The 16,878-nt window shown below is 52.8% G+C and carries 13 protein-coding genes and 5 tRNA genes; 7 read left to right on the forward strand and 11 right to left on the reverse strand.

The features are described from left to right. The 3 genes from QMG44_RS23130 to QMG44_RS23140 form a co-directional block, all read right to left on the reverse strand. Positions 1–76: transfer RNA gene (locus QMG44_RS23130), tRNA-Val, on the reverse strand. A 29-nt stretch (positions 77–105) separates the two neighbouring features. Beyond that, positions 106–181, reverse strand: a tRNA-Val gene (locus tag QMG44_RS23135). 41 nt (positions 182–222) lie between these two features. Then, positions 223–298 (reverse strand) — tRNA-Val (locus QMG44_RS23140). 258 nt (positions 299–556) lie between these two features. On the opposite strand from QMG44_RS23140, the gene gltX reads away from it, so the two are divergent. Further along, positions 557–1,972 (forward strand): glutamate--tRNA ligase, encoded by a 1,416-nt coding sequence (gltX, locus tag QMG44_RS23145; RefSeq protein ID WP_086532238.1) that lies wholly within the window; start codon positions 557–559, stop codon positions 1,970–1,972. A gap of 44 nt (positions 1,973–2,016) precedes the next feature. On the opposite strand, the gene QMG44_RS23150 is transcribed toward gltX, so the two are convergent. Together QMG44_RS23150 and QMG44_RS23155 are read right to left on the reverse strand one after the other, a co-directional pair. Then, a complete protein-coding gene (locus tag QMG44_RS23150; protein WP_014171073.1) occupies positions 2,017–2,409 on the reverse strand; it encodes a YfeC-like transcriptional regulator in 393 nt (130 codons plus the stop codon). Position 2,410: 1 nt separating this feature from the next. Then, positions 2,411–2,773, reverse strand: coding sequence for a YfeC-like transcriptional regulator (locus QMG44_RS23155; RefSeq protein WP_032680532.1), 363 nt, complete (start codon positions 2,771–2,773; stop codon positions 2,411–2,413). A 217-nt stretch (positions 2,774–2,990) separates the two neighbouring features. On the opposite strand from QMG44_RS23155, the gene QMG44_RS23160 reads away from it, so the two are divergent. The 3 genes from QMG44_RS23160 to QMG44_RS23170 all read left to right on the forward strand — a co-directional run bounded on the left by QMG44_RS23160 (position 2,991) and on the right by QMG44_RS23170 (position 5,587). Then, positions 2,991–3,066: transfer RNA gene (locus tag QMG44_RS23160), tRNA-Ala, on the forward strand. A gap of 42 nt (positions 3,067–3,108) precedes the next feature. Then, a tRNA-Ala gene (locus tag QMG44_RS23165) sits at positions 3,109–3,184 on the forward strand. 213 nt (positions 3,185–3,397) lie between these two features. Beyond that, positions 3,398–5,587 carry an EAL domain-containing protein gene (locus QMG44_RS23170; protein ID WP_086532239.1) on the forward strand — a complete coding sequence of 730 codons (2,190 nt, stop codon included), beginning with the start codon at positions 3,398–3,400 and terminating at the stop codon, positions 5,585–5,587. Positions 5,588–5,633: 46 nt separating this feature from the next. Here QMG44_RS23170 and QMG44_RS23175 read toward each other — a convergent pair whose 3' ends face one another. Next, complete coding sequence (locus tag QMG44_RS23175; protein ID WP_014171069.1) at positions 5,634–6,821, reverse strand: NupC/NupG family nucleoside CNT transporter; 1,188 nt, start codon at positions 6,819–6,821, stop codon at positions 5,634–5,636. Between the two features lie 350 nt (positions 6,822–7,171). On the opposite strand from QMG44_RS23175, the gene QMG44_RS23180 reads away from it, so the two are divergent. Further along, the gene (locus tag QMG44_RS23180; protein ID WP_020883097.1) at positions 7,172–8,410 is read left to right on the forward strand and encodes an Nramp family divalent metal transporter; all 1,239 of its coding nucleotides are present in this window, start codon (positions 7,172–7,174) and stop codon (positions 8,408–8,410) included. 75 nt (positions 8,411–8,485) lie between these two features. Here QMG44_RS23180 and QMG44_RS23185 read toward each other — a convergent pair whose 3' ends face one another. Next, on the reverse strand, positions 8,486–8,833 hold the full coding sequence (locus QMG44_RS23185; RefSeq protein ID WP_014171067.1) for a DUF2502 domain-containing protein: 348 nt from the start codon (positions 8,831–8,833) through the stop codon (positions 8,486–8,488). 127 nt (positions 8,834–8,960) lie between these two features. After that, positions 8,961–9,959, reverse strand: a complete 999-nt coding sequence (gene mgrA, locus QMG44_RS23190; protein WP_086532240.1) for an L-glyceraldehyde 3-phosphate reductase — start codon at positions 9,957–9,959, stop codon at positions 8,961–8,963. Positions 9,960–10,143: 184 nt separating this feature from the next. On the opposite strand from mgrA, the gene ipdC reads away from it, so the two are divergent. After that, on the forward strand, positions 10,144–11,802 hold the full coding sequence (ipdC, locus tag QMG44_RS23195) for an indolepyruvate decarboxylase (RefSeq protein ID WP_040018082.1): 1,659 nt from the start codon (positions 10,144–10,146) through the stop codon (positions 11,800–11,802). Here the strand turns inward: ipdC and QMG44_RS23200 are convergent, their stop codons facing one another. Next, positions 11,803–13,038, reverse strand: coding sequence for an ion channel protein (locus QMG44_RS23200; protein WP_047356581.1), 1,236 nt, complete (start codon positions 13,036–13,038; stop codon positions 11,803–11,805). Between the two features lie 205 nt (positions 13,039–13,243). Between QMG44_RS23200 and glk the strand changes: the two genes are divergently transcribed. Further along, positions 13,244–14,209: a glucokinase gene (glk, locus tag QMG44_RS23205; RefSeq protein WP_086532241.1), complete on the forward strand. Its 966-nt coding sequence runs from the start codon at positions 13,244–13,246 to the stop codon at positions 14,207–14,209. Between the two features lie 32 nt (positions 14,210–14,241). On the opposite strand, the gene QMG44_RS23210 is transcribed toward glk, so the two are convergent. Together QMG44_RS23210 and QMG44_RS23215 are read right to left on the reverse strand one after the other, a co-directional pair. Continuing rightward, entirely contained in the window at positions 14,242–14,973 is a 732-nt protein-coding gene (locus QMG44_RS23210) for a LytTR family DNA-binding domain-containing protein (RefSeq protein WP_025203509.1), read from the reverse strand. A 13-nt stretch (positions 14,974–14,986) separates the two neighbouring features. Then, positions 14,987–16,684, reverse strand: coding sequence for a sensor histidine kinase (locus tag QMG44_RS23215; protein ID WP_025203510.1), 1,698 nt, complete (start codon positions 16,682–16,684; stop codon positions 14,987–14,989). Positions 16,685–16,878 lie beyond the last annotated feature (194 nt).

The following is a 16,878-nucleotide window of genomic DNA, read 5'->3' on the forward strand; positions in this document are numbered from 1 at the left end:
TGGTGGGCGATGACGGGCTCGAACCGCCGACCCCCTCCGTGTAAAGGAGATGCTCTACCAACTGAGCTAATCGCCCATTTCGGAACTGCTGCGATAAGGTGAGAATGGTGGGCGATGACGGGCTCGAACCGCCGACCCCCTCCGTGTAAAGGAGATGCTCTACCAACTGAGCTAATCGCCCAATCTCAATACTTATCTACACTGCGAGTCTACTTAAGTAGATGGTGGGTGATGACGGGCTCGAACCGCCGACCCCCTCCGTGTAAAGGAGATGCTCTACCAACTGAGCTAATCACCCCCGCTGTGTGGAGTCGCATTATAGGGAGAGTTGAAAATGAGTCAACGCATTTTCTAAAGTTTTTATTCGTTCGTCGTAAAATTAAACAAAACGATCGCGAAACGGGCGATGACGCATGATTTCTAAACAAAAATCGCAAACTCCCTCACGATAAAGGGATCAACATTGAGGAATCCCCCCACAGTGATAGAATATTGCCCATTGTTTTTTTCCCAGGATTTGCCGATTGCCGGCATCTTTATAACGTAAGGCCATTTCATGAAAATCAAAACTCGCTTCGCGCCGAGCCCGACAGGCTATCTGCACGTCGGTGGTGCACGTACCGCTCTCTATTCCTGGCTTTTTGCACGCCACAACAAAGGTGAGTTCGTACTGCGTATTGAAGACACCGATCTTGAGCGCTCCACGCCGGAAGCAATTGAAGCCATTATGGATGGTATGAACTGGCTGAATCTGGAGTGGGACGAAGGCCCGTATTTCCAGACCAGACGTTTTGACCGCTACAACGCCGTGATTGATGAGATGCTGGTCGCGGGTACAGCGTATAAATGCTATTGCTCCAAAGAACGCCTTGATGCGCTGCGTGAAGATCAGATGGCGAAGGGTGAAAAACCGCGTTATGACGGCCGCTGCCGCCATGACCATAGCGAGCATGCAGCTGATGAACCGTGCGTGGTGCGTTTTGCTAACCCGCAGGACGGCTCGGTAATTTTTGACGACCAGATCCGTGGCCCGATCGAATTCAGCAACCAGGAGCTGGACGATCTGATCATCCGCCGCACCGACGGTTCCCCAACCTATAACTTCTGCGTTGTGGTTGACGACTGGGATATGGAAATCACGCATGTTATCCGTGGCGAAGACCATATCAACAACACCCCACGTCAAATCAACATCCTGAAAGCGCTGAACGCCCCTGTTCCGGTCTATGCGCACGTGTCCATGATCAATGGCGACGACGGCAAAAAACTGTCTAAACGCCACGGTGCAGTCAGCGTCATGCAGTATCGCGACGACGGCTATCTGCCGGAAGCGCTTCTGAACTATCTGGTGCGTCTGGGCTGGTCCAGCGGCGATCAGGAGATCTTTAGCCGTGAAGAGATGATCAATCTGTTCTCTCTGGGCGCGGTGAGCAAATCTGCGAGCGCGTTTAACACTGATAAGCTGCTCTGGCTGAACCACCACTACATCAATACCATGCAGCCGGAATATGTGGCGACATACCTGCAGTGGCACATCGAGCAGGCAAATATTGATACTCGTACTGGCCCTGAACTGGCGGAACTGGTGAAACTGCTCGGCGAGCGTTGCAAAACACTGAAAGAGATCGCTGAAAGCTGCCGCTACTTCTATGAAGAGTTTGACGAGTTCGACGCGGACGCGGCGAAGAAGCACCTGCGTCCGGTTGCGCGTCAGCCACTCGAAGTGGTGCGTGACAAACTGGCGGCGATGACTGACTGGACTGCCGAGAATGTGCATCATGCCATTCAGGCGACGGCAGATGAGCTGGAAGTTGGTATGGGCAAAGTGGGTATGCCACTGCGTGTGGCAGTCACCGGTGCGGGTCAGTCTCCGGCACTCGATGTTACCGTTCATGCCATTGGTAAATCACGCAGCGTAGCGCGCATTAACAAGGCGCTGGATTTTATTACTGAGCGCGAAAACCAGCAGTAATAACGCCTGAACCATGAAAAACGGCAGGGAGACCTGCCGTTTTTTTATGCATTAAATTCTGCAATGCCGAGACGTGCAAGAAAGCCGCGTATCCCTTCACGCTTTAGTAAGGCATCCAGACGCTCCTGCTCAAGGTGCGTCATATTCTCCAGCGTCTCGATGATCCCAGGACGCAAAGTAGAGGAGGGGTCACTGTACAACGATGTCACCTCCGCCAGATGGTACACCGCCTGACGGTTACGGACAGCCGGGAGGCTCATGATGTGCTCCTTCACGCGGGCATCAATGTGAATCAGCCGTGCACGTCCGCCTTTCACCCCATTGACGCCCTCGGTTTTCCATCCCTGCTGGCGTATCCAGCGGTTCACCGTTTGCCGTGCAACACCCAAATTTTCTGCCAGCTCTTCGGTGGTCATTTTGCTACGGAATCTTTTCATATCAGTTCTGGTCGCGTATCCCTAAACGTTGCAACAATCCGGTAATCCCTTCCCGCAGTAACAGTGATGTCATCTGCCTTTGCTCTTCCGGCGTCATTTCATTTGCCAGCGTCAGGAGCAGGGAGTGAAGCGAGCCATCATGGCTGGCACTTTCTGGTATCTCAGCCGTTTCACTTGCCCGGCGCGCGCTGCGGATAAACTCACGCACTTTTTCATTAACGTGCACCAGACGCGCTTTGCCGCCCTGGACTCCTGGTTTTGGCGATGTAATCCAACCCTCTTTGCGTACCCATTTATTGATGGTCTGGCGGCTATAGCCAGTGAGCAGGGCTAACTCTTCTGGCGTCATTCGTTCCTTGATCATGCAATTTCCTGAATATTCGTGGGGTTAATTAACGGCTCATTTTATAGCACCGTTTTAGAGGAAAATGTGACAGGCTTAACTCATGACTGCGAGCAGACTCGCAAAGTGATTCATTTGCATGATTTTTCGGCGATTGAACCGCCGTCATTGATTTTGCCGTTGACACTCCGCAGCGGAATTCATATTATGCCGCCCGTCAACATGACAGCTTTACGATGGGGCTATAGCTCAGCTGGGAGAGCGCTTGCATGGCATGCAAGAGGTCAGCGGTTCGATCCCGCTTAGCTCCACCACACTCTGAACCCAACAGAGTGCGGTCAGTAAAGTCAACATGTGGGGCTATAGCTCAGCTGGGAGAGCGCTTGCATGGCATGCAAGAGGTCAGCGGTTCGATCCCGCTTAGCTCCACCAAAATTTGAACCCTCGTCGAAAGACGGGGGTTTTTTTATGCTTTTGTAAACCTCTTCACCCTAATTTGTTGCTGAAATAGAGGTGTTTTTGTACCTCACCTCAATCAAAATCAATAAAGCGGTCTATAAATAGACTTCAACTTGATTCGCGCAATTAATAAACCTATTATCCATCCGGTCAATGATACGAATGGAAAATAGATTATCTAACTTAATGAATAGAAAAACTTACAATAATGTAAAGATATTTATAACTGCCCTGGCACTTTGCCTGGTTGCGGTGCCATTCTCCCGTTATATCTCTCCGCGCGCTGTTGTTAATGGTCATGACGTATATTTAGCATGGCTGCCTTTAAGCGTAATGCTGGCGGTTATTCTGGTATTTGGGCGTCGGGCGGTTATTCCTGTTCTGTTAAGTTTTACTATCACTAATATATTCAGCATTGATTTAGCACCGCTACAATATTCAGTTTTATTGTTCTGTCAGACGTTCTCGGTGTTTGCGGGGTGCGGCATCCTCAGGATCATACTGGGCAAGCGCTGGCGCTACTGCGTGCCGAACAAGCATATTGGGTTACGGATATTTTGGCTCGGCTTTATGGTACCGATAGGCATAAAAGTGTCGATGTACCTGGCAGGTTATTTGTTCCATTTCCCGGTTACTATCTCAACCTTCTTCGGTGAAGGTACCGCAATTTATAACGTAGTCGATATACAAAGTCTGATCTGCGCGGCGTTGATATTTACCATGATGTTCTATTACCCGTTAAGAATGATAATTAATCCACGTTATGCCATCACCTTCTGGCGACGCAGTGTGAAGCCCGTGTTTTTTCAAAAGAAATCGCTATATATATTAGTCTGGCTGATGCTTTTAATCGTCATCCTCGCAATTTTATGTGCTCCTTTTGAGTCACCTATTATTGCGGGCTATTTAATGCCAGTGATTTTTATTCTCTTTACGTTAGGGATCAGTCGCCTGAGCTACGCGCTCATTTCTCTTTTCTGGGCGGCATCCGCACTTCTGCTGTTGACCTATAACTATAATTTCCTCAATGGTGTGGAGTCAGGCCATTCGCTCTCCTTTATTTTGTCTGTCCTTATCTCTTTCGCCATCTGTTTGCTCTACATGTCGCGGATTTATCAGCGCAGCGAGTGGCTGAAGCAGGACTGGCAGGACAGGGCGCTAACCGATCCGCTGACCGGTTTACCGAACATTCGTGCACTGGAAGATTTTTTGCAGGACCACCCTGATGCCAAAGTGTGCTGTCTGCGAATGGACAACCTCGAGTTCTTGAGTCGTCACTACGGCATTCTTATGCGGGTACATTGCAAACGGATGGTGACCACCTCGCTGCAGCCATTTTTGCAAAAAGATGAGCGGCTTTTCCAGCTCCCGGGCAGCGAGCTGGTGCTGGTATTGCTGGGGCCGGGAACCGCTGAGCGCCTGCAGCATATGGTCGATCAGCTGAACAGCCGTAAGATTGTCTGGAACAACACCGGGCTGGATATTGAATTTGGCGCTTCCTGGGGAATGGTTGAAAACGGTGAGAAGTTACACCATACGCTGGGGCAGCTCAGCTGGCTGGCTGAGCAATCTTGCGGAGCGCATAATGTACTGGCGCTCACCAATAGCCTCGAGGTGGCATCAGGACAAACAACCGAGCGGGTTTTGATGTTAGCGCGCATTAAACATGCTTTGGATGCCGGACAGTTTCATTTATACGCCCAGCCAATCCAGAAGGCAGATGATAGCGGGTATTACGAAATACTGACGCGCATGGAAAGCGAGGGCGAGATCATCACCCCAGACCGCTTTATACCGCTGATTGCCCAGTTTAACCTGAGCCACCGCTTCGACATGTGCGTGATGGAAAAATTACTGGTGTGGCTGCGCGATCATCCAGCGACGCATGCCGGAGTGCGTTTTTCTGTCAATCTGATGCCCCTGACGTTGATGCAAAAAGAGGTGGCCATCGAGATTTGCTCGCTCTTTGAACGCTATGGCGTAGCACCACAGGCGGTGGTGATTGAGATCACCGAAGAGCAGGCTTTCTCTAATTCGGGCAGCAGTATCAAAAACATTCAGCAGTTGCGGGACTGCGGTTTCCGGATCGCGATTGATGATTTCGGCACCGGATATGCCAACTACGAACGTCTCAGACGTCTGCAGGCGGACATCATCAAAATTGACGGGTGCTTTGTAAAAGATATCTGTACCGATGATATGGATGCGATGATCGTGCAGTCGATTTGCAACCTGGCGAAGACGAAATCACTGAGTGTGGTGGCCGAGTATGTTGAAACGCCGGAACAGCGGGAGAAGCTGCTTCACTTCGGGGTCGACTATCTGCAGGGTTACCTGATTGGCAAACCCAAACCGCTTAATGAATTACGGACATAAAAAAAAACCGGGAGCTGAGCTCCCGGTTTTTATTTCGCTGCAGGTGTTACAGTACCAGTGCCGCAATAGAGGCAGACAGTACGCTCACCAGCGTAGAACCGTAAACCAGCTTCAGACCGAAGCGAGAAACCACGTTACCCTGTTCTTCGTTCAGACCTTTAATCGCACCGGCGATAATACCGATGGAAGAGAAGTTAGCGAAGGAGACCAGGAACACGGACAGGATGCCTTCCGCGCGTGGAGAGAGCGTGCTGGCAATTTTCTGCAGATCCATCATTGCAACGAATTCGTTAGAGACCAGTTTGGTCGCCATGATACTGCCTACCTGCAGCGCTTCATGTGCAGGAACACCCATCACCCAGGCAACCGGGTAGAAGATGTAGCCCAGAATGCCCTGGAAGGAGATACCCAGAACCGCTGCGAACAGGGCGTTCAGAGCAGAAATCAGGGCAATAAAGCCGATCAGCATCGCCGCAACGATAATCGCCACTTTGAAACCAGCCAGAATGTACTCACCCAGCATTTCGAAGAAGCTCTGACCTTCATGCAGATTTGCCATCTGCAGGTTCTCTTCGCCTTCGTCAACACGGTACGGGTTGATCAGAGAGAGAACGATAAAGGTACTGAACATGTTCAAGACCAGCGCGGCAACCACGTATTTAGGTTCCAGCATCGTCATATACGCACCCACGATAGACATGGAGACGGTAGACATTGCGGTGGCTGCCATGGTGTACATGCGGTTGCGGGACATCTTACCGAGGATGTCTTTATAGGCGATGAAGTTCTCAGACTGACCCAGGATCAGGGAGCTGACGGCGTTGAACGATTCCAGTTTACCCATGCCGTTAACTTTAGAGAGTACGGTACCAATGGCGCGGATAACGACGGGCAGAACACGAATGTGTTGCAGAATACCGATCAGCGCAGAGATGAAGACGATAGGGCACAGTACCTTCAGGAAGAAGAACGCCAGACCTTCGTCGTTCATTTTACCGAAGACAAAGTTCGTCCCTTCGTTGGCGAATCCGAGCAGTTTTTCGAACATTTCGGAGAAGCCTTTTACGAAGCCAAGCCCCACGTTGGAGTTCAGGAAGAACCACGCGAGCAAAACTTCAATAACGAGAAGCTGAACAACAAAGCGGATGCGGATTTTTTTACGGTCATGGCTGACCAGTAACGCAAGCGCAGTAACGACAACGAGTGCCAGGACAAAATGAAGGACGCGGTCCATATTTGCTCCAAATATGAGGCAGGTTTAATTTTCGTGCACATTCTATGTAACAAGCGAAAAGAAAACGAGATCAAGGACACACTATAGTTACATCCTGTGACGAGTCTCAAAATTAGTGATCCACAATACATTTTTGTTATGTTAGGTAAATGAGTGAAAAGTTAAGTTTGTGTGCTAGTCTTCACAAAAGCGTGCGCGATTGCAGGTTTTGTTAGATCGCCCCACCTTACCCGCCCGTCTATTGTTCAAAGCTATCAGAGAAATCACTATAAACTCACTAAATGATCTTGATAATCATTCTCATTTTGATAGCATTAAACATAGCAAAGGCTATATTTCCAGAGGCAGAAATGACAAACAGTCGCGTAGAGGGTAGCAGTGGCAGAGCAGCGCGCAAGTTGCGGTTCGCGTTAATGGGACCTGCGTTCATTGCTGCCATCGGCTATATCGATCCAGGTAACTTTGCGACCAATATTCAGGCCGGGGCCAGCTTCGGCTATAAGCTGCTCTGGGTGGTCGTGTGGGCTAACCTGATGGCCATGTTGATTCAGATGCTGTCCGCGAAGCTGGGGATTGCCACGGGCAAAAACCTGGCTGAACAAATTCGCGATCACTATCCGCGTCCGGCGGTATGGCTTTACTGGGTTCAGGCGGAAATTATCGCCATGGCAACCGACCTCGCCGAATTCATCGGGGCCGCGATTGGTTTTAAACTGATCCTCGGCGTCTCGCTGCTTCAGGGCGCGGTGCTCACCGGGATTGCCACTTTCCTGATCCTGATGCTGCAGCGTCGCGGTCAAAAACCGCTGGAAAAAGTTATCGGTGGGCTGCTGCTGTTTGTGGCGGCGGCCTATATCGTCGAGCTGATTTTCTCTCAGCCGAATCTGGCACAGCTCAGCAAAGGGATGATTATCCCGAGCCTGCCAACCTCTGAAGCGGTGTTCCTGGCCGCCGGGGTGCTGGGCGCAACCATCATGCCGCATGTCATTTACCTGCATTCCTCGCTGACTCAGCACCTGCACGGCGGGACGCGCAAAGAGCGTTACTCTGCGACGAAATGGGATGTTGCGATCGCCATGACCATTGCCGGTTTTGTGAACCTGGCGATGATGGCGACCGCTGCCGCCGCTTTCCATTTTAACGGTCACACCGGTATTGCCGATCTCGACCAGGCATACCTTACGCTGGAACCGTTACTGAGCCACGCTGCTGCCACGATATTCGGGCTGAGCCTGGTGGCGGCCGGTCTCTCGTCAACGGTTGTGGGGACGCTGGCAGGGCAGGTGGTGATGCAGGGCTTTGTCCGTTTCCACATTCCGCTTTGGGTTCGTCGCTCCGTGACCATGCTGCCCTCCTTTGTTGTGATTCTGATGGGGCTGGATCCCACGAGAATTCTGGTCATGAGCCAGGTACTGCTGAGTTTTGGTATCGCGCTTGCACTGGTGCCGCTGCTGATCTTTACCAGTGACAAAAGCCTGATGGGCGAACTGGTGAACAGCACGCTGGTGAAACGAACCGGTTGGGTCATTGTGGCGGTAGTGGTGTCGTTGAACCTGTGGCTCCTGGTCGGCACTGCTCTGGGGTTATAGCGTCGCGTTGAACGAAAGAAAAAGGAGCCGGGAGGCTCCTTTTTGCATTACTGATGATGCATTAGTGATGACGCATTAGTGATGATGGCCGTGACCACCGTGTCCTCTGCCACCGTGACCCCAGCCACCGCGGCGGTCGTCACGATCGTTCCAGCCTTCACGGTAACCACGTTCATAGGCGTTGTTTTTGTACCAGCCGCGATGCAGGCCATTATCATGTCTGCGCCAGCGGTCGCCGCGCCACTCATAGTGACGGTTCCAGTAATCACGGTCGCGCCAGTAGCCACCGTCCCAGTATCTGCCGTAGTCGTCACGATCGCCAATTTGTAATTTAACTGATGGCAACAGGGTGATTTCGCCCGCAGTGGCGATCAGCGGGGCCGAAGCCAGTAATACCGCTGCAAGAATCAGTGACCTGAACATACTCTTTCTCCTTCACGATCGGGGCCTTTGTGGGGCCTGTTAACGCAATATTACGAGTTGGTAAAGGCTCGTTTCATCGCCTCAACTCCTAATTCATGAATGAGAGCACTTTTTGCTAAAAGTGATTTTATTTTGAGCTGTTCAGGATCTCATCAATGATTGCCAGTTCTTCCGCCGAGAAATGGCGGTTTTCCAGCATTGCCACGGCATCGTCAATCTGGGCAGTTTTACTGGCCCCAATCAGCACTGACGTTACCGACTCGTGGCGTAAAATCCACGCCAGCGCCATCTGTGACAGTTTCTGGCCGCGGCTTTCCGCCAGCGCGTTCAGTTGACGAACCTTCTCCAGCTTCTCTTCGGTGATCTGATCGGGGTTAAGGAACTTACTGCCGCTTGCCGCACGCGAGTCTGCAGGAATACCGTTCAGGTAGCGGTTAGTCAGCTGTCCCCCCGCCAGCGGCGAGAAGGGAATGCAGCCGACGCCTTTTTCCTGCAGCACGTCCAGCAGGCCTTCCTCTGGCGCACGTTCAAACATCGAATATTTCGGCTGGTGGATCAGACACGGCGTCCCAAGGTCGTTCAGGATATCGATAGCCTTACGGGCCTGTTCTGCAGGGTAATTTGATAACCCGACGTAAAGAGCTTTTCCCTGGCGCACCACATGGTCAAGCGCTTTCATGGTTTCCAGCAGTGGCGTTTGCGGGTCAGGACGGTGATGATAGAAGATATCCACATATTCCAGCCCGATACGCTTCAGGCTTTGATCCAGGCTGGCAACCAGATATTTGCGTGACCCCCAGTCGCCGTAGGGGCCATCCCACATGGTATAACCCGCTTTGGTCGAGATGATCAGCTCGTCGCGCCATGGCAGGAAATCTTCCTGCAAAATGCGACCGAAGTTACGTTCGGCTGAGCCGGGAGGAGGACCATAATTATTGGCAAGGTCGAAATGCGTAATACCCAGATCGAACGCGCGTTGTAAAAGTTGACGGCTGTTTTCGACAAGCGTGGCGTCGCCAAAATTGTGCCACAACCCGAGTGAGATAGCGGGCAACCTGAGTCCGCTTTGCCCGCAGCGGCGATACTGCATTGTCTGATAACGATTTTTGTCCGGCTGGTAACCCATTCTGATGCCCTCTGGCGCTGAAAGGAAAAATCAGTGTATACGTTTACATTTACATGAAAAAAAAGAGCATAGCGCAGCCTTTTTTGTAAAGCATTCTTTCCATGCCCTTCTTACGACCAATTCTGGACAGCCATCACGCTTCTTTAATACTCAAAGTGAGGTCAACGTCAGAAGGACACCTGTTATGCGAACCCCATACTGCGTCGCCGATTACCTGCTGGACCGTCTTACAGATTGTGGTGCCGATCATCTGTTTGGCGTGCCGGGCGACTATAACCTGCAGTTTCTCGACCACGTAATAGACAGCCCGGATATTTGTTGGGTGGGCTGTGCCAATGAGCTGAACGCATCCTATGCCGCTGACGGATACGCCCGATGTAAGGGCTTTGCCGCGCTGCTGACCACATTCGGCGTTGGGGAGTTAAGTGCCATGAATGGCATTGCCGGCAGCTATGCCGAGCATGTCCCGGTTTTACATATTGTGGGGGCGCCGGGTACGGCGGCACAGCAAAGGGGAGAATTGCTGCATCATACGTTGGGGGATGGGGAGTTCCGTCACTTTTATCATATGAGCGAGCCGATCACCGTCGCACAGGCGGTCCTTACCGAACAAAATGCCTGTTATGAAATCGACCGTGTGCTGACAACCATGCTTCGGGAACGTCGCCCCGGTTATCTGATGTTACCCGCCGATGTGGCAAAAAAAGCCGCCACGCCGCCTGTAAACGCTCTCACTCATAAGCAGGCTCATGCCGATAGCGCCTGCCTGAAAGCGTTCCGGGATGCTGCTGAGAACAAACTGGCGATGAGCAAACGTACCGCGCTACTGGCCGACTTCCTTGTTCTGCGCCATGGCCTGAAGCATGCGCTACAGAAGTGGGTGAAAGAGGTACCGATGGCGCACGCCACCATGCTGATGGGAAAAGGGATATTCGACGAGCGTCAGGCGGGTTTTTACGGTACATACAGTGGTTCAGCCAGCACCGGTGCGGTAAAAGAGGCGATTGAAGGGGCTGACACGGTATTGTGTGTTGGCACGCGTTTTACCGATACCCTGACGGCCGGGTTCACGCACCAGCTTACCCCGGCGCAAACCATTGAAGTCCAGCCGCATGCCGCACGCGTCGGGGATGTCTGGTTTACCGGCATCCCAATGAACCAGGCGATTGAGACGCTTGTCGAACTCTGCAAACAGCACGTGCATGCTGGCCTTATGTCGTCATCATCCGGCGCAATACCGTTCCCGCAGCCGGACGGTTCGCTTACCCAGGAGAATTTCTGGAGAACGTTGCAAACCTTTATTCGCCCGGGGGACATTATCCTTGCCGACCAGGGAACATCGGCCTTCGGTGCGATTGATCTGCGTTTACCGGCTGATGTTAACTTTATCGTCCAGCCGCTGTGGGGCTCGATTGGTTACACGCTGGCGGCGGCGTTTGGTGCACAAACCGCATGCCCGAACCGGCGCGTGATTGTGCTGACGGGGGATGGCGCGGCCCAGCTCACCATTCAGGAACTAGGCTCGATGCTGCGTGATAAACAGCACCCCATTATTCTGGTGCTCAACAACGAAGGCTACACGGTTGAAAGGGCTATCCACGGGGCGGAGCAGCGGTATAACGACATTGCTTTATGGAACTGGACGCACATTCCACAGGCGTTGAGCCTCGATCCTCAGTCTGAGTGCTGGCGGGTCAGTGAAGCGGAACAGCTGGCGGACGTACTTGAAAAAGTGGCGCACCACGAGCGGCTCTCGTTGATTGAGGTGATGCTCCCGAAAGCGGATATCCCGCCGCTGCTCGGGGCGCTTACCAAAGCTCTGGAAGCGCGTAATAACGCCTGACTACTTGTCGTTTCGCCAGGCCATCATCATCGGTTTGCCCGCCAGCAGGAGCCAGGCGGGCAACATCACGATACAGAGCAGGGGGAAGAGCGTTGAATCCGGCACCACTACCGCCGCCATAAACAGGCTCAGCCAGGCATCGCGCGTCACCACCAGCACCAGCCCCAGAATTGAGCAAGAGACCGTTATCGCTGCCGGCACCGCATCCACATGCTCATGCAGCATCAGCCCCAATGCCACGCCGATAAACACCGCCGGGAAGATACGCCCACCGCGGAACCCACATGCTGCAGCCACCACCAGCGCCGCCAGTTTAACCAGCGCAAACAGCAGGTAATCAGACACGCTGAACACCTGGCTGAAAGCCAACTGCTGCATTTCATCAAGGCCTTTAAACAGCGTTACCGTTCCGCCGATAGCCCCTAATACGCCCAGCATCAGACCACCCGCCCCCAGAATCAGCACCGGGTGCTTCAGCCGGTGCACCAGACGGTGCAGGCGCGGAAGGCACCATACCGCAATCATCCCGAGTGCAATGGCGATCGCGACGACGATGGCACCGCTGAAAATATCGGCAATATGCATCTGACCGTAGTGGGGCAGAGAGAGTGAGAAATGAGGATGGAAAAACAGACTGGTCGTGAGCGCACCAGCCGCAGCGGCCATCAGCGGCGCAAAGAGTTTATCCCAGAGCGGGACGTCGTTATTGCTGGTAAGCGTCTGAGAAAAAATAAGGGCGGCGGCAACGGGCGTGCCGAAAAGCGCCCCGATGGTGCCTGCAGAGGCGAGGATGGTCCAGTCCAGCGCACCGACCCGGGGTAAAATGCGCGAACCGAGAAAGACCGCCATACCAATGTTTACCGCCATGATGGGGTGTTCAGGACCAAGGCTGACACCGCCCGCCAGACCCAGGATCAACGCGATAATCAGCCCCGGCAGCGCCGAGGGGGGAACGGGCGCACCGATCAGTGGCTCAAGCGCCGGATCAGGCCCGGCGTGCCCGGGGCTAAAGCGGATCACCAGACCCACCGCAACGCCGGTGAGCGTCAGCATCAACATGATCCATCCCGGCGAATCCACGCTGACGCCCAGTTGTGCAGGAAGCGCCGTCCATAACATCGCCTGCAACACCGACGCGACTTTCATCACGACAATGAGCACCAGACTTGAGGCAACGCCAATGATCAGCGCCGGTATTGCCAGTAAGAGCATGGTTCTGGCTCGCGGATGGAGCATGATGATTTCCTTGTACAAAACGCTATTACGTTACTTTGCACAATCAGCTTTATGGCAATAGTGCAAAAGGTGCTGAAACGGTAAAGTTATTCTGTGACGAAGATCGATAATCCACGGGCATTCACCTTCCGGTCGTTGTTGTTATCACGCCTTGAACTTACAGTGTCCCAAAGATTTATTCTGACTTTAGCGGAGCAGTAGAAGAATGACAAAGTATGCTTTGGTAGGCGATGTGGGCGGCACGAATGCTCGCCTTGCCCTATGCGATGTAAATAGCGGTGAAATTTCCCGGGCGAAAACCTATTCAGGGCTGGATTATCCAAGTCTTGAGGCCGTTGTTCGGGTCTATCTTGAAGAGCAACAGGTGAGCATCGAAGACGGATGTATCGCCATTGCCTGCCCGATTACCGGTGACTGGGTGGCGATGACCAACCATGTCTGGGCATTTTCCATCGCTGAGATGAAAAAAAAACTGGGTTTTGCGCATCTTGAAATCATCAATGACTTTACTGCCGTGTCCATGGCGATCCCGATGCTGAAGCCAGAGCATCTGATTCAGTTTGGCGGTACAGCGCCAGTAGAAGGTAAGCCGATTGCGGTCTACGGTGCCGGTACCGGTCTTGGCGTTTCACATCTGGTTCACGTCGACCAGCGCTGGGTAAGCCTGCCGGGTGAGGGCGGTCACGTGGACTTTGCGCCCAACAGCGAAGAAGAGGGCATTATCCTCGAAGAGCTGCGCGCTGAAATCGGCCACGTCTCCGCCGAGCGCGTGCTTTCCGGTCCGGGTCTGGTGAATCTGTACCGTGCGATTGTAAAATCAGACGGCCGTCTGCCGGAGAATCTGCAGCCAAAAGATGTGACCGAGCGCGCGCTGGCGGACAGCTGCATCGACTGTCGCCGTGCGCTGTCGCTGTTCTGTGTGATCATGGGACGGTTTGGCGGCAACCTGGCGCTGACGCTGGGTACCTTCGGGGGAGTCTATATCGCGGGCGGGATCGTACCGCGTTTCCTCGACTTCTTTACTGCCTCAGGCTTTCGCGGTGCGTTTGAAGACAAAGGTCGCTTCAGAAGCTATGTGCAGGACATCCCTGTGTACCTGATTGTGCACGATAACCCTGGCCTGCTTGGCTCGGGCGCGCACCTGCGTCAGGTACTGGGTCAAATCCTCTGACGACTATCCCTCTCCTACGGGAGAGGGGATTTTTACAGATGCATCAGCTGGCGGAACTCTTTCACCTTGCTGCGACTCACCGGGACCTGAAAATCAAGATCCTTCAGACGCAAAATATAGGTGTTGTTAAACCACGGTTCGATCTCGCGGATCTTGTTTAGATTGACGCAAAACGAACGGTGGCAGCGGAAAAAGTGCGCCGCCGGCAGTTTGTTGCAAAACTCGGTGATGTTCATTGCCATCACGTACGATTCACGCCGTGTATAGACAAACGTCATCTTCTCGTGCGCTTCGGCATAGTAGATATCGTCGATAGGCGTCACGATGATGCGTTCATCCTTGACCAGGTTTATGGTGTCGTTTTCACGTATCGCCGGGCTTGCGTTAGCAGGCGTGGCCTGTTGTTGCCATGCGGCTTCCAGCTTTTGCAGCATGCTGACAATACGCGATTCCTGGTAAGGCTTCAGAATATAGTCAAACGCTTCCAGTTCGAAGGCTTCTACGGCGTGCTCTTTCCAGGCGGTAACGAAAACAATAAACGGCTTATGGGCAAACTGATTAATATTTTGCGCCAGTAATACACCGTCCAGTGATGGAATGTTGATATCCAGAAAAATGGCGTCGACCCGGTTATGCTGCAAGAACTTGAGCACGTCCAGACCATCCTCAAAGGTACCCACAATCTCCATCTGGCTGTGCGTTTTGATAAGCCAGCTCAGCTCCTGTTGAGCCAGAATTTCATCTTCCACGATGATGACTTTCATTGATTACTCCGGCCTATGGCAACAGTGATGTCGCCGCATGAACGGGGGAGCGTTCATTCGGGACGTAAAAAGCAATTTCGGTGCCGGGTTCGAGACGGTGAATGTGCAGTCCGTCGCCGAACAACAGCTTGACCCGATGGTGCACGTTCAGCAGTCCAATTTTATTGCCCGGCATTTCGTTAGACTCCACGCGCTCAATGACTTTTGGATCAATACCGTGGCCGGTATCGCGCACGGCAATGCGCACGCGGTTACCGCTTTCGGTTACGCTGATGGTGACCACGCCTTTACCTTTACACGGCTGAATGCCGTGAACAATCGCGTTTTCCACCAGCGGCTGGATCAGCAGGCTTGGGATCACACAGTTGACCTCTTCATCGATATCGTAAATCACCGTGAGCTTGTCGCCAAAACGGGCCTGCTCAATCGCAATATAGTCCTTGATCTGATACAGCTCTTTTTTGATGTCGATCTGCTCATCATCGTTCAGTTCAATGTTGTAGCGCAGGTAGCGCGACAGATTGAATATAAGCTGACGCGCGGTGTCCGGATTCATCCGGATGGAGGACGAGATGGCGTTCAGCGCGTTAAACAGAAAATGAGGATTGATTTTGCTCTGAAGCGCGCGCAGTTCTGCCTTATTTGCCATCTCGCGCAGCTGTTCTGCACGGGAAACTTCCAGCTGGGTAGAGATAATTTGCGACAGGCCGATGGCCATCTCCTGAAGCGTGGAGGTGATCTGGTGCGCGTGGCAGTAGTAGATTTTTAGCGTGCCCGTTACCACGCCTTTTTCCCACAGCGGAATCACCAGCATGGAGTGGATTTCCGGCGTTCGGTGAGCTTCATCATTGTTCTTAATGATGATTTTACCGTAGTTGATCGCCTGTCGGGTGGTGGGGCTAATGGTATCGTCATTATCGCGGTAATTGTGTTCCCCGACGCCGACGTAAGCCAGTACGTGGTCGTTATTGGTAATGGCGACCGCATCGGCATGAATATCGCGGCGGATTATATCGCAGACCTGACGTAACGACTCCGCGTTCACATGGCGGAAGAGTGGCAGCGTTTTGTTGGCGATATCCAGCGCCAGCTTCGCCTGACGCGCGGCACTGGCCTCTTTTTCTCCCTCAACGCTTTGTACCAGCAGCACGATAAAACCGATGCAGACGCTGCCGAGGATCATGGGAATACCGATTTTCGAAACGATATCCAGCCCCAGTGCGATAGTGGGGGCCCACACCACCACCAGGATCATGGTCAGCGTTTCGCACACCATGCCGGCGATGATCCCGGCGCGCCAGCGCTGCTTTTTCGGGATCTTGCGGTTAATCCATCCTGACAGTACCCCGGCAATAATACTGGTAATAAAACAGGGAATTGCCGTCACGCCACCGATATCAATCAGGTAACGGTGCGTACCGGCAATCAGTCCGGTGATGACGCCGACCCACGGGCCAAACAAAATCCCGCCGGACATGACGGCAATGATACGCACGTTAACCAGCGATCCCTCGACCGGCACGCCGGACCATGTGCTGAACAACGCGAACAGCGAGAAGATCGCGGTTACGGCCAGCAGCTCTTTTGGCGAGTGCGCAGACTTGTGCAAAAGCTCACGGAACAGGCGAATGCGGATGAGGAAAAACAGGCAAATCAGCATTAATGCCGCACGGTCAAAAACTGCCAGCAGCATATTGAATATTTCGTGCACGAGTAGACCAGGGAAAACGGGAAAGAACCATGATAAAAAACCTGGCGCGTATTGACCAGCTATCCGTCAGGTTTATCAAATGGGGAAAAAACCTGTTTTGCAAAGGGGATTATCAGGAGAGGGCTGAAGTCTCCCGATTTTTTTGTGATAACGCCTGAGCAGGTAACGGTTTTGATATCATCGTGTTACACAAC

The sequence above is a fragment of the Enterobacter sp. 200527-13 genome, assembly GCF_027924865.1.
Lineage (GTDB): Bacteria > Pseudomonadota > Gammaproteobacteria > Enterobacterales > Enterobacteriaceae > Enterobacter > Enterobacter ludwigii.

What these genes read in the sequence shown, in the direction of transcription:
- gltX (WP_086532238.1), top strand. Translation starts at nt 557, where the DNA reads ATGAAAATCAAAACTCGCTTCGCGCCGAGCCCGACAGGCTATCTGCAC.
- QMG44_RS23150 (WP_014171073.1), bottom strand. Translation starts at nt 2,409, where the DNA reads ATGAAAAGATTCCGTAGCAAAATGACCACCGAAGAGCTGGCAGAAAAT.
- QMG44_RS23155 (WP_032680532.1), bottom strand. Translation starts at nt 2,773, where the DNA reads ATGATCAAGGAACGAATGACGCCAGAAGAGTTAGCCCTGCTCACTGGC.
- QMG44_RS23170 (WP_086532239.1), top strand. Translation starts at nt 3,398, where the DNA reads ATGAATAGAAAAACTTACAATAATGTAAAGATATTTATAACTGCCCTG.
- QMG44_RS23175 (WP_014171069.1), bottom strand. Translation starts at nt 6,821, where the DNA reads ATGGACCGCGTCCTTCATTTTGTCCTGGCACTCGTTGTCGTTACTGCG.
- QMG44_RS23180 (WP_020883097.1), top strand. Translation starts at nt 7,172, where the DNA reads ATGACAAACAGTCGCGTAGAGGGTAGCAGTGGCAGAGCAGCGCGCAAG.
- QMG44_RS23185 (WP_014171067.1), bottom strand. Translation starts at nt 8,833, where the DNA reads ATGTTCAGGTCACTGATTCTTGCAGCGGTATTACTGGCTTCGGCCCCG.
- mgrA (WP_086532240.1), bottom strand. Translation starts at nt 9,959, where the DNA reads ATGGGTTACCAGCCGGACAAAAATCGTTATCAGACAATGCAGTATCGC.
- ipdC (WP_040018082.1), top strand. Translation starts at nt 10,144, where the DNA reads ATGCGAACCCCATACTGCGTCGCCGATTACCTGCTGGACCGTCTTACA.
- QMG44_RS23200 (WP_047356581.1), bottom strand. Translation starts at nt 13,038, where the DNA reads ATGCTCCATCCGCGAGCCAGAACCATGCTCTTACTGGCAATACCGGCG.
- glk (WP_086532241.1), top strand. Translation starts at nt 13,244, where the DNA reads ATGACAAAGTATGCTTTGGTAGGCGATGTGGGCGGCACGAATGCTCGC.
- QMG44_RS23210 (WP_025203509.1), bottom strand. Translation starts at nt 14,973, where the DNA reads ATGAAAGTCATCATCGTGGAAGATGAAATTCTGGCTCAACAGGAGCTG.